This is a genomic window from Halococcus sp. IIIV-5B, assembly GCF_003602035.1.
Taxonomy (GTDB): domain Archaea; phylum Halobacteriota; class Halobacteria; order Halobacteriales; family Halococcaceae; genus Halococcus; species Halococcus salsus.
Map to the genome: position 1 here is coordinate 79119 of NZ_QZWE01000006.1, position 12327 is coordinate 91445.

Annotated in this window: 11 protein-coding genes; 4 read left to right on the top strand and 7 right to left on the bottom strand. The window is 67.3% G+C overall.

Going from position 1 to position 12327, the window contains the following annotated elements; translation table 11 throughout:
- Nucleotides 1–68: 68 nt before the first annotated feature.
- Together D3261_RS06340 and D3261_RS06345 are read left to right on the top strand one after the other, a co-directional pair.
- Nucleotides 69–812: a proteasome assembly chaperone family protein gene (locus tag D3261_RS06340; RefSeq protein ID WP_120070409.1), complete on the top strand. Its 744-nt coding sequence runs from the start codon at nucleotides 69–71 to the stop codon at nucleotides 810–812.
- Nucleotides 813–905: 93 nt separating this feature from the next.
- Nucleotides 906–1274 (top strand): hypothetical protein, encoded by a 369-nt coding sequence (locus tag D3261_RS06345; RefSeq protein WP_120070411.1) that lies wholly within the window; start codon nucleotides 906–908, stop codon nucleotides 1272–1274.
- Between the two features lie 33 nt (nucleotides 1275–1307).
- On the opposite strand, the gene hmgB is transcribed toward D3261_RS06345, so the two are convergent.
- The 3 genes from hmgB to D3261_RS06360 all read right to left on the bottom strand — a co-directional run bounded on the left by hmgB (nucleotide 1308) and on the right by D3261_RS06360 (nucleotide 5227).
- Nucleotides 1308–2645 (bottom strand): hydroxymethylglutaryl-CoA synthase, encoded by a 1338-nt coding sequence (gene hmgB, locus D3261_RS06350; protein ID WP_120070413.1) that lies wholly within the window; start codon nucleotides 2643–2645, stop codon nucleotides 1308–1310.
- Nucleotides 2646–2718: 73 nt separating this feature from the next.
- On the bottom strand, nucleotides 2719–3744 hold the full coding sequence (locus D3261_RS06355; RefSeq protein WP_120070415.1) for a formate/nitrite transporter family protein: 1026 nt from the start codon (nucleotides 3742–3744) through the stop codon (nucleotides 2719–2721).
- Between the two features lie 388 nt (nucleotides 3745–4132).
- Nucleotides 4133–5227 carry a glycoside hydrolase family 26 protein gene (locus D3261_RS06360; protein WP_120070418.1) on the bottom strand — a complete coding sequence of 365 codons (1095 nt, stop codon included), beginning with the start codon at nucleotides 5225–5227 and terminating at the stop codon, nucleotides 4133–4135.
- On the opposite strand from D3261_RS06360, the gene D3261_RS06365 reads away from it, so the two are divergent.
- Nucleotides 5190–5654 carry a hypothetical protein gene (locus D3261_RS06365; protein WP_233553908.1) on the top strand — a complete coding sequence of 155 codons (465 nt, stop codon included), beginning with the start codon at nucleotides 5190–5192 and terminating at the stop codon, nucleotides 5652–5654. The genes D3261_RS06360 and D3261_RS06365 overlap by 38 nt on opposite strands.
- A gap of 174 nt (nucleotides 5655–5828) precedes the next feature.
- Here the strand turns inward: D3261_RS06365 and D3261_RS06370 are convergent, their stop codons facing one another.
- The 4 genes from D3261_RS06370 to D3261_RS06390 all read right to left on the bottom strand — a co-directional run bounded on the left by D3261_RS06370 (nucleotide 5829) and on the right by D3261_RS06390 (nucleotide 11202).
- On the bottom strand, nucleotides 5829–6929 hold the full coding sequence (locus tag D3261_RS06370; RefSeq protein ID WP_120070424.1) for an MFS transporter: 1101 nt from the start codon (nucleotides 6927–6929) through the stop codon (nucleotides 5829–5831).
- A gap of 694 nt (nucleotides 6930–7623) precedes the next feature.
- Nucleotides 7624–8919 carry a DUF362 domain-containing protein gene (locus tag D3261_RS06380; RefSeq protein ID WP_120070427.1) on the bottom strand — a complete coding sequence of 432 codons (1296 nt, stop codon included), beginning with the start codon at nucleotides 8917–8919 and terminating at the stop codon, nucleotides 7624–7626.
- The gene (pdxA, locus tag D3261_RS06385) at nucleotides 8916–9944 is read right to left on the bottom strand and encodes a 4-hydroxythreonine-4-phosphate dehydrogenase PdxA (protein WP_233553909.1); all 1029 of its coding nucleotides are present in this window, start codon (nucleotides 9942–9944) and stop codon (nucleotides 8916–8918) included. Before pdxA ends, D3261_RS06380 begins: the two co-directional genes overlap by 4 nt.
- Complete coding sequence (locus tag D3261_RS06390) at nucleotides 9937–11202, bottom strand: four-carbon acid sugar kinase family protein (protein ID WP_120070433.1); 1266 nt, start codon at nucleotides 11200–11202, stop codon at nucleotides 9937–9939. The genes pdxA and D3261_RS06390 overlap by 8 nt, the downstream gene beginning before the upstream one ends.
- Nucleotides 11203–11277: 75 nt before the next feature.
- Here D3261_RS06390 and D3261_RS06395 point away from each other — a divergent pair, with 75 nt between their 5' ends.
- Nucleotides 11278–12114 (top strand): NAD(P)-dependent oxidoreductase, encoded by an 837-nt coding sequence (locus D3261_RS06395; protein WP_120070436.1) that lies wholly within the window; start codon nucleotides 11278–11280, stop codon nucleotides 12112–12114.
- Nucleotides 12115–12327 lie beyond the last annotated feature (213 nt).

Consider the following 12327-nt stretch of genomic DNA (forward strand, 5'->3'; position numbering starts at 1 on the left):
CGCGGTCCGATCCCGGATCGGTGCCCCGCATGGCGAATCGTTAAACGGGGTTCCCACGAACCCGGGACATGGCCGCACCCCAGGGACAGAACCGGTCCGTTTTCGACATCAGTCACACGGAAGCGCCCGACTCCGAGACGCTCGTCGTTGGTTTCGCGGAGTTCGGGCTCGCGGGGCTCACCGCCGCCGACTACCTCGTCGACCACCTCGAACTCGAGGAGATCGGCCACGTCACCACCGAGGGACTGCCGGCCGTGACGCCGTTCGAGAACGGCGCGCCGCGCCACGCCTCGCGGCTGTTTTCCAGACCTGACCTCGACATCACGGTGTTCATGAACGAGCTCTTCGTGCCGCCGTGGGCCACCGACGCCGTCGCGGAGTCCGTCCTCGACTGGACCGAGGCGAACGACGTCGACGAGATAGCAGTGCTCTCTGGTGTCCCCTACCAGCACGGCCCCGACGAGCACCGGACGTTCTACGTCGCCACCGAGGACTACCGCGACCATCGGTTGGGCGACACCGAGATCCCGCCGATGCCCGGCGGCTTCTTCAACGGTCTCAACGCCAAGCTCGTCGCCCGCGGGATGGAGTCGCCGCTCCGCACGGGCGTGTTCGTCACGCCGGTCCACGCCCAGGTCCCCGACATCGAGGCCGCGATCCGGCTGCTGGAGGCGATCGAGTCGGTCTACGACCTCACGGTCGACACCGACCCGCTCCGGACGTACGCCGCGAACCTCCAGCAGTACTACGCCGGGCTCGCCGAGCAGCTCGCCCCCGAGACGGACGACTCGCCCGACTGGATGTTCGGCTAACCGGCGCGAGTTCGGTTCGGTCCGACGGCCGATGCGGATCGGCCCCCGTGTCAGCGGCGATAGAACTATCGTTTCGCTCCGCCGACCAGGAGTATGATCAGCCGCCGAACGCGCGCCCGGTTCGAGTTCCTCGTCAGCCTCTGTTCGATCCCCGTGTTGCTGGCGTGGGGACGGCTCGTGACGGACGAGGAGGAGTCGACGTTCCCGGACCCGCGCTGGCTGGTCGCCGGCTTCGTCTACCGGGTCGGCTACTCGTGGGCTTACGACACCGACCGCGGCGACCTCCGGACGTCGCGGACGCGGCGAGCGGGCGTTAAGGGGGGCGTGAACACGCTCGTCCGTCGACTGCCCCAGGGCCGGTCGGCGGCGCGCTGGAGCTTCTCGCTTGGGGCGCGGTTGGGTCGCGTCGTCTATCGGCTCCGCTACGGCGTTCTCGGTTCCGTTCCCGACGACGAGGACTGAAAAGCCGGTCGGAGTTCTCGGACGGTATCCCGACTATTCGACGTACTCGTAGACCCGTTCGTCCATCGGGCCGCGCCCGCTCAGGACGAACTCGGCGTCGGGCGTCGTGAACGCCTCGAAGTCGGTCTCCTTGTCGTGGTTGTGGACGTCGTGGACCCGCTCGTACTCCTCGAAGGAGATGTCGTAGCGCGCCGCGAGCTGGTCGTCGATGTCGAGGGCACCGATCTCCTCGGCCCAGTCCTCGCGAACGGTCTCGGTGTGGATCTCGGCCTGCGCGCCGCTACCGTAGGACCCGACGAGGAGTTTCTCGTTCGTCATGTCGACGTCGTCTTCGAGCGCGCGCTTGAGCGCGCTCGCGCGGGCGACGTGCACAGAACCGGTGTACCAGTTCCCGACGTGGCGCGCGATGTCGAGGGTCGGTTCGATGGCCCCCTCGTACCACTCGCGGTACGCCTCGGTCTCCTTCAGGTCGTCCATGTAGTCACGGACCGCGTCCATGAACTGCTCCTCGTCGTCGAACGCCTCGATCCGGGGCTGGCGACCGATCTCGGGTGCGAGGTCGTCCTCGATCGAGGAATCGCGGATCATGTGGCGGTAGCCGAGCATCGCGGCCTTGCGCACCATGCCTGGGAACGGCGTGTGGAACGGGATGTAGCGGAACTGGTCGGGGTGCGTGGGTTCGGCGACCGACTCGTAGTCCTCCAGCGCCTCGCGCATCCGGGCGAGGTAGACCTGGACCGACCGTTTGCCGTCGACGCTCGGGAACTGCTGGTTGGGTTTGAGGAAGTCGGTCTCGTCGGCGCTTCCGAAGCCCTGTTCGGGGCTGAGTTCGACCAGACTCGGGTCCTCGGTCACGAGCATCGCCACCGCGCCCGCGCCCTGGGTGGCCTCGCCGGCGTCGCCGCGGGCGTAGAGCGCGGTGTCGGTCGCGATAACGAGCGCCGCGCGGCCGCGATGGCGGCCGGCCCGGATCCAGTTGTAGGCGTCGTCGAGGCTCTGGGTTCCGGAGATACACGCGAACTTGCGCTCGCCCTTGTTAGCGTGGTGGAAGTCGCCCTCGTAGACCTGTTCGAGACAGCCCGCGATGTAGGTCGAGACGGGTTTGGAGTTGTCGAACGCGCTCTCGGTCGCGACGTCGATCCGGCCGATGTCGTCGGGTTCGAGCCCCTTTCGGTCCATCAGTCGATGGGCGGCGTTCGCGCCCATCGTCACGATGTCCTCGTCGACGTCGGGGAACGAACTCGCGTGGAGGCCGAGGCCCTTGGTGTACTTCTCGGGTGCTTCGTCCATCGCGGGGGCGAACGTCTCCGCGAGGTCGAGCCTGAGCTTTCCGGCGTGGATGGCGACCGCGTCGATGCCGACGCTGTTCATGGACCCCGGTGGGACGAGCGGTCATATGCCTCTGTCGATTCGAATATCGTCGATCGTCGAAATCGAAGACCGATCAGTCGGAGGTCGAACCGTCGCCCTCGGCCGAGGTGGCGGTCGTCGGTTTCCCGATGTAGTTCCCGAAGAGCCAGTCGTTCCAGTCGAGGTCGGTCCGGTTGTACGCCCGGCTCTCGTGGGTGTGGCTGTAGTTCAACAGCGCGACCAGCACCACGCCGCCGACGGTGTTGCCGAGCGTCGCCGGCACGAGGAACTCGGTGAAGAAGGCGAGGAGGGACTCGCCGCCGGAGAAGACCACGTAGAGTGTCTCGCCCGCGCCGACGATGCAGTGGGCGAGCTCGGCGGCTCCCACGGCGTACGTGAGCGCGAAGATGACCAACACCCGAGCGGCGGTGTCACGCGCGGCGTGGATCAGCCAGACCATGCCGGCGATGAGCACGCCGGCGAAGACCCCTTTCCAGAAGATGGCTCCCCACGAGAGCTCGAAGAAGTGGTGGCCGATCCGGCTGGCCATGGTGGCGGCTTCCGGTTCGAGGACGTGGGTGTTGGCGAGGACGTACGCGCTCGCCGCCACTCCGAGGATGTTCGCCGCGAAGACGACGGCCCACACGCGGAGCATGGCTGGGATCGACGCGACCCGGGTCATCACCAGCGTCACCGGCGTCAGCGTGTTCTCGGTGAACAGCTGATAGCTCCCGAGCACCACGAACATGAACCCGACCGGGTAGAGCAGGTAGCCCGCGGCCGAGGAGGCTCCGTTCTCGCCGGGTATCAGCCCCGAGAGCGCGGCGACGCCGACGAACGAGAGGCTCATCGCGAACCCCGCCGCGAGGCCGCTCAGGAAGAGCAACCGAAAGCTTCGGTTGAACTCCTCGTCGGCGGTCGCGAGGATCCGTTGGAAGATCTCGTCGGCGGAGAACCGGTCACGAACCGCCGACCCCGCGGCCGGTGCCCCCTGCTCCGACTTGTCGATCGTGCTCCGGAGCGCGTCCTCCGTGGCGCTCTCCTCTTCGTTCTGATCCTCGTCGTCGAGTGCCGGTTCGGAGTCGTCGGTCGTGTTGGGCGGGCGCTCGCGGTCGCTCATTCGCCTTCTTCCCCACCGGTCCGTGTCCAGAACATCGTGTGCGGATCTCGTGATCAGCGCATCTAAGCGTTGGGTTTGCGGGCGATCCGGGTCTCGCCGGACACGGCACATGCAGGCACCACACCCAAGTATATTCGTTCTGCCCTCGGCTCGGAATTTTCGTGTCACGAGGAACCCCGCTCGACGAGCGGGGACGACGGACGCAGCGAGGCCATCGGATCCCGGTTCGTCCCTCAGCGGCCCGGATAGGAGGGCCTCGATGACCCTCTTCCGTGTGGAGCGGTGTTGCAACGGCGACGGGACGAGGTCGACCTCACTCCGCGGTCGCTTTCATCGTTCCTCACCTCTCGCACCGCCGCCGAACATGCTCATGCCGTGGGGAAGTCCCTCACAGGTCGCCGCTGAACTCGCGGTCCGTCAGGCGAGCGGCCGTGTCGGCGTCGCCACGAATGACCGACGGCGAGTTCACCGTCGCCCGATACGCGTTGTAGGTGGCGTAGGACTCACCGTCGATCTCGTGGGTATCCGTCCCCCGCTCGCCGCCGAAGACCGCCCAGTCGGACTCGTCCACCCCGGACTTCTCGGTGTTGAACCAGTTCACCATCCGGACGTCGTTGTCGTCGGCGAACGAGAACAACCGCCGCACCCACCGTGCCTTCGCCGACGGGGTGTAGTCGTCACCCCGGAACGACGACGAGGCGACCTCGGGGAGCGCGACCGGTTTCGTGGTCAACTCCCGCATCCGTTCGAGCATGGACCCGAATATCTCCTCGGGCGTCCGCCACTCCGAGTACGACTGGGAATCCCCGAAGTTGAACCCATCGAGACCGACCCAGTCGACGTAGTCGTCGCCCGGGTAGTAGGCTTCGGCCCGCACACCACCGATCTCGTCGGCGTTCGGCGACCACATCCACTGCATCGTCGTCCCGTCCAGTCCGTTCTCCGTGAAGATCCCGTGGATCCGCCGCCACATCTCGATGTAATCGTTCGTCGTCGACGACGAGTCGGCGCTCCACGGGAACCAGTTGCCGTTCATCTCGTGGCCGGGCCGGAAGTAGAACCGCCGCTGAGTCCCATCCCCGAAGGTCCAGTCCCTGAGTCGTGCCGCCCACCGCTCTATGAGCGCGTCGTGGTCCCCGTCGGCGACCTCGCGCGCGATGTCGTCGGCGGTCTCGGTGGTCGTGCCGGTCGATGGAAGCCACGTGACGACGGGGACGGAGCCGGCCTCCCAGATAGGTGTCATCCGATTGGCGAGGAACCGGCTCACGACGTCCCTCGATCGCAACCCCTCGACGAACTCCATCGTGAGTGCGGGCGGATGGCCGAGCCAGTCCTCGAACAGTTCGAGATTGCCGGCGTACGACCCGGAGCCACCGATGTAGGCCCCTGTGAGGAGCGGATCGGAGGGCGCAGAGGCCGCGTCCGCCGTCGACGTCGTCGTCGGTGTGGACGTGGACTCCGAGGTGGTCGTCGATCCGGTCATCGAGGTGGAGGCGGCTATCGTCGGGGAGCGGACCCCGGTCCCAGTGGAGCACGTCGACGATCCGGGGAGGGTCCCCGTCGGCGAGGACGTCTCAGCCGTCGACCGGGAGCACGGACCGCTCGTTCGGCGGGTCCCGTTTCGGACCGTCGCGCCGGTGGTGGCGGACCGGTTCGACGGCGTGCCGGTCGTCCCCGGAATGGGAGTCGGGCCGACGGAGTCGGTGGTGATGATGGACTGCTGGCGCGGGTCGGTCGTGACCTCGGTTACGGCGGTCGCCTCCGGCCGCGTCTCGGTCGTCGGGGCCCCATCGTCGTCCGACGAACAGCCAGCACTCATCACGAGCGTTCCCACACCGATACCCTTCAGAAGTCCTCGACGCGAAACTGCTGCCCCTCGGCTATCCGGCCCGGGCTCGGTCATCGTATAAAAGTCAGCCGGCAGGTTCCATTAAGTGTTCGGCTTGGTCGATCGAAGGTATCGATCGCCGACCGAAGCGTCCGTGTGATCTGGATCAGATCCCTGACGAGTTCGAGATGCATCCCGGTTCGAGGAGAGTGGCTGTCGGACGGTGTGATCCCGCCGACCTCGGTAGTCAATGCTCTCACGGCTGGTCGGCTTCGGCGGGAAGTCGAAACGTGAGCAACGTAACGACGGCCATGAGCAGTGCCAGTGAGAGATACCCCTCGTCGAAGAACCCCCGCTCGGCTACCGCACCGAAGAGCACCGGTCCCATCGACGCGAGCAACGAGGCGCTCGACCTGACGGCCCCCAATCCGGTGCCCTCTATCTCCGGTGGGATCGTCTCGGAGAGGTACGACTGGGTGATCGCACCCGACCCTAGCATCGAGCTGATGAGGACCGTATCCGCGGCGAGCAACCAGAACCGATCGAGGAAAGGGAGGAGGGTGAAACCGACGACCGCCCCGCCGAGGATGACCGGGAGCGACCGCCGGATCCCGATCGCGTCGTACGCGACCCCGGCGAGCGGTTTCGCGACGATACCGAAGGCGAAGAACAGGCTGAACAACGCGCTCGCCGTCGTCGCGGAGAACCCCTTCTCGTCGATCAGATACGTTGGATAGAACGCCGAGAACGTCTGCAGAACCCCGATGTATAGAGTCAGGATGACAACCATTATCACCAACGTCGGGTGGTAGAGCTCCCGGAGCACGTCCGTGGCCCGCTGGAGGGTCAGCTCCGTGTCCGCCGTCTCGGACGGGGCGGTCGGTGGGAGCGCTCGCCAGACGGCGACCGCGACCACCACGAGAAGGGGCACGACGAAGCCGAGGCCGACCTGCCACGCGAGGCCGACGAGAACGCCGGCGACCAACGGAAGGACCGTCTGGCCGGTGTCGCCCGCCGCCATGGTTATCCCCAATACACGACCGATCCGGTCGGGATAGAGGTCCGAGAGAACGGTGATCCGTGCGACCGGATACAGGGAGAGCCCGACACCCACCAGTCCGGTTGCCGCGAACAGGCTCCATGTCGTCGGGGCGAGGACGACCAACGACACCGCACCGGCGACGATCACCAATCCCGCCGTCAGTATCGTCCGCTCACCGTACCGGTCGGCCAGCACACCGCCTGGGACTTGTCCGATCGCGTAGGTGACCCAGATGAGGGTGACCAACAGGCCAGCGGTGGTGAGCGTGAAGTCGAAGCTCTCGCTGAGCGATGGCAACAACACCGGATAGATCATCCGCGTCCCGTTCAGGAGACCCCAGCCGAGCGCTATCGCGACTAGCTGCCTCCCCTTTCCGCCAGCCCACAGTGTTCCTAGTTCCCGTCGAAGAGAGATCAGCGTGTTCAAGGACCCCAGTTGTTCGCCTCTACCCCGGTCGGGTCAATAACGCTTGCAGTGCCAGCACGAAAATCCGGTTGCTGAGACGGAACGAAAAACTTCGAAGGGTGTAGCACCGTGGTTGACCGCGGATATGGCCGAGCGTGTGGGACCGGTCGTCACGTGACTGCTGACGAAGGATAACCAATACCCTCCCAAATTCCGACTGCCGACCGACTCGATAGCTGGACGGCACGAGAGCGGTACGACACGCGGATACCCGCTTGTCGTCGAGACCTTTTATGCGACGAGCGTCAAGCGAGACCATGGGTGAGCGTGCGTGTTACCTGGCCATCTGTCCCCGCTGTGACCTCCGGGTGTCCATCGCGGAGACGGAGTGCCCCGACTGTGGGGCCGAGATCGACGAGGAGAACTCCTGAGAACTGTGTACTCGTATCTATGACGGAACGGATACTCGTCCCGCTCACGGACTCGAATCACGCATGGCCGGGGCTCGAGTACGCACTCGAATTGTATCCGGAGACGGACGTCACGGTGATCTCACCACGGAGAACGGTCCCGACAGAGCGAGCGGTGACTACCCTTGAGCACGTCACTCGGTGAACGTCCCGGCCTCGAAGGTGAGCGGTTCGAGCGGGCCGACGGACAGCCGTTCTCGCTCGGCGAGTTCGTTCGCGAGCGGTTCCGAGACGACCAGCGTGTCCGGTTCCATGGTGTTCTCGATCCGAGCCACCCGCAGGTCCGTCGGATCGGCGACCCCCGTGGTCGAACAGGCGAGGGTCAGGGCCGTCAGGTCGTCCGGTACCACGAACGGGAGTCGCGCCCGGGAGGGTTCACCGCTGGTCGCGATGTTGGTGTACAGGTCGTCGAGGTCGAGCGCGGCGACGGCGTCCCGGTGGGCGAAGTCGGCGAGCCCGATCCCGAGCCCGTTGCCGTGTGACGCCGGCGTGATCGAGCGAACGTAGATCCGGGTGATGTTCGGCGCATCGGGTTCGCGCTCGCCGTGAAAGCGCACCCGACCGACCACGTTGGTGTCCATCCCGGTTCCCGAGACGTCCTTCCCGATCTCGTCGAGGACCAACAGGTCGAGGTCGTCGACGGGCAGCATCGGGAGTTCCGCGCGAGCCCGGTCGAGCAGTTCGGGCTCCCGGTCGGGGATCCGGTCCGGCGGCACGCCCTCGACGACCGTCGCCCGGTCGGCGGCGTTCTCGACCAGCGCGACCCCGCCGACGACGCATGCGTCGACGATCATCCGGGCGCGCTCCTCGATGACCTCGCTGAAGTCCGCGGCGAGCCCCGCGTTGTGGAGCGACTCCGCACCGCGACGCTTCCCGAGCCCGATCACGGCCATCTTACAGAGCCCGCTCTCGACGGGCCCGTGGAAGTCGGTGTGGGGTTTGACGCGGTTCGCGAGCACGACGCCGTCGGCGGCCAGCGCGTCGTCGGCGACGTAGACCGGGCGACCGAGCGAGTCCTCGCCGATCGCGGAGACGGCCATCGACGAGCGGACCGGACAGCCGAGGCGGTCCTCGGTGACCCCGAGCGTTTCGAGCGTCTCGCGCTGGCCGTCGGCGGTCGCGCCACCGTGTGACCCCATCGCCGGCATCACGAACGGTTCGAACCCTCGACGACCGAGCCCGTCGACGACCCCCGAGAGCAGGGCGGGCATGTCGTGGACCCCACGGCTCCCCGCCGTGACCGCCACCTCGGCACCCGAACGCAACGAATCGAGGGCGAGGTCTCCGACCGCCTCGCGACCCGCGGCTTCGACGTCGTCGATCGAGTCGAGGTCGCGGTCGCGCTGCACACGGGCGAAGCGGGGGAGGTCCTCGCGCGTCACGTCGTTGGCCGCCCGCAGCGTTTCGGCGTCGGGAAAGTCGAGGTTCACGCGGGTTCACCCCGACGTTCGGCGCGGTCCTGACTACTGGCCATCTCGGCGGCCACCTCCACCGCATCGACCAGACTCGCCTCGCTCGCGACCCCCTCGCCCGCGATGTCGAACGCGGTACCGTGGTCGACGCTGGTGCGCACGATCGGGAGGCCGATGGTGACGTTGACGCCGCTCACCGCGCCATCCCCCTGGAAGCCGAGCATCTTGATCGGGATGTGCCCCTGGTCGTGGTACATCGAGACGACGCAGTCGGCGTCGCCACGGGCGGCCCGAACGTAGACCGTATCCGGCGACTCCGGTCCGAACGCGTCGATACCCTCCTCGCGAGCCCGCGAGACGGCGGGTTCGATCTCGGCTTTCTCGGTGTCTCCAAGCAACCCACCGTCGCTGGCGTGGGGGTTGAGCCCCGCCACTGCGACCGTTGGATCGTCGATGCCGAGGTCCGCGAGTGCGTCGTCGGTCACCCGGATCGTCTCCAGCACCGCCGCCTCGGTGACGAGGTCGCAGGCCTCGGAGAGCGGAACGTGGGTACTGACGTGGCTCACCCGGAGGTCCGCTTCGATCAGCATCATCGAGTAGTTCTCCGTCCCGGTCGCTTCGGCGAGCAGCCCGGTGTGGCCGGCGTGCTCGCTCCCCGCGAGCGCGGTCGCCTGTTTGTTGATCGGGGCCGTCGTCATCGCGTCGATGGTCCCGTCCAGCGCGAGTTCGATCGCGTGCTCGACGTACGCGAGGCTGGCCCGTCCGTAGGACTCCCGGATCGTTCCCCGGTCGATTTCGTCGACGTTGTCGAGGTCGATGATTGGGATCCGGTCGGCGGCGAACGCAGCCTCGGTCGGTGCGCTGACGGGTTCGACGCCGAGGTTCGACCCACAGACGCGACACGCCGCTTCGAGCACGCCCGCGTCGCCGATCACGATGGGGTCCGCCACCTCCCGCAGCGCGCGGTATCCGTTGACGAGTACCTCCGGGCCGATTCCGGCCGGGTCACCCATCGTGACCCCGACCGTGGGTCGGTCAGTCATCGTCGCCACGGAGGGAGTCCAGACAGTTAATCACTGTTGACGGGGAGCCGAACCCGCCGGCCTTCGTGACCACCGGCAGACCGTCGGCGGGACCGCCCGCGATCCGGCTCCGTGGGATCCCGGTCTCGACCGCCTCGCCCGACAGGACGAGTTCCGTGGCATCGAGCGCGTCGAGAACCGCCATCGCCACGTCCCCGCCGGTGACGAACAGCCCGCTCGCGTCCCCGATGGCTCGACGGGCGCTCCCGGCGAGCGCGCGTGTGACCCGCTCGCGGATCTCGGCCTCAGTGAGGCCCTTCTTGTCACCGACCGCGAGCGTCCGTTCGACCGCCGGCCGGTCCGGTGCAGCGGTGACGATCGTCGACTCCCCGTTCGTGAGACGCTTCACGGTCCGGTTACCCATCCGCAGACCCGCACCTTCGGGATCGGCGAGCAGCGATTCAGGACCGAACGAGAGCACTCGGTCGTCGGGCAGCGCGGCCAACTGCTGGAGGGTCGTGTCGCTGACGCTGCCGACGATCCCGAGTGCACCGCCCCCGGTCGTCGCGTCGAGCACCGGAGGTTCGACTGTCGGTTCGTCGGTGTCACCCGGAATCGGGATCTCCGCCGCGAGCCCCGTGCTCCCGACGTAGACGACGCGGTCGTCGAGCGACGCGCCCGCGCGGGCGACGGTCGCGAGGTGGCGCGGATGGGTGACATCACAGACCACGAATGCCCGGTCGGGTGCAATGCCCGCGATCGCCTCGCCGACGGCCTCCCTCCCGCTCGCGACCGTCCCGATGTCGAGGTGGACCACCGGATACGTCGACTCGGAAAAGAGGGTAGGGAGGTGTGCCGTCGTCGGGCCGTTGGCGTCGTTCGCGTACTCGGTGTCGGTGAGGAGACGGCCGTCGACGAGATGGTGGCCGCCGGCCGTGACGCGCCCGAGTCCGGGCGCTGCGGGGGCGACGATCCCGAACCGTGCGCTCGTCGCGTCCATGATGGCCTCCGCCTCCACGACGACGTTCCCGCGGAGCGTCGAATCGACCTTGTCGTAGACCAGCCCATCGAAGCCATCGACCGCTCTCGTGACCCAGTCGGCGGCGGTCCGTGGGTCGGCGTACCGCGAGTCGGTGTTGACCACGCGGACGTTCGGGTCGACGGCGACTCCCTCCAGGGGTCGGACCGCCACACGGGTCGCCGCACCGCGGACCGCGAAGCTGTGGCCGGTGTCGGTCGCCCCGGTGAGGTCGTCGGCGACGACCGTGACGCGTGGCATAGCCTCGCTTCGTGACGGACGCTAATGTATCCGGAGGGAGCGAAGGTTCATGGCACGGGCCGGGGTTCGCGTAGTATGGACGTCCTCATCACTGGCGCGGGCGGTGTCGTCGGCGGCGCGATCCTCGACCACCTGGGCGACGATTCGGCCTACTCGTTCACGTGTCTCGATACGGACCCGCTTCCCGACCGCGAGACGGTCGTCGCCGACGTGACCGACTACGAGGCGATCCGGCCGGCGTTCGAGGGCCACGACGCGGTGGTGCACCTCGCCCTGGTTCCGGGAACCGGCGGAGCCAGCGCTCGCGGCGTCGGGTGGTCCGCTCCCCTCGCGGCGAACCTCCGCGGGATCAACAACGTCTACGAGGCAGCTATCGAGGCCGACCTCGATAGCATCGTCTTCGCCTCGTCGAACCACGCGGTCGGGATGGTCGAGGTGCGGAACGCACCCGGGGTCTACACCTCGGACTCCGGGGTAACGGCCGACGAAACCGAGTCACATCGACCGGACTCGGCCTACGGTCTCACGAAGTCGTACGGCGAGGACCTCGGTCGCCTCGCCGCGGAGGCGCACGACGTCCGCTTCTACGGGCTCCGTATCGGGGCGTGTCGCGAACCCGAGTACGACCACCCGTACGGTGATGCCGAGCGCGGCGTCGACGATGGCACCATCGAACGGGGGAGCGACGAGTACGACGAGCAAGTCGCCCGGATGAAAGGGCTCTGGCACTCCCGGCGTGACCTCGCGCACCTCGTCGAGTGCTGCCTCCGGGACGACACGGTCGAGTGGGACCACTTCTACGGCGTGAGCGCGAACGACCGCCGGTGGCTCGACGACCTCGAACACGCTCGCGAGACGATCGGTTACGAGCCACAGGACAACGGCGAGGAGTGGAGCTCCCCGCCCGAATAGCTCCGTTCCCTCGGAAGCTCCGAGGGTGATCCTGGGCTCTGACCAGAGAGGAGTCATCCGTCAGGGCCGGTTACTCCACGCTCACCTTCGATCTCGAACCCTCGTGGGGTGTTGCCGTCGGCAGCCTCCCCATAGCGGACGGGGTTTCGCACCTACCCGTCTCGGAAACGGATCATGTTGCCGCTTTCGGCCACCTGATATCGACGTCCGCCG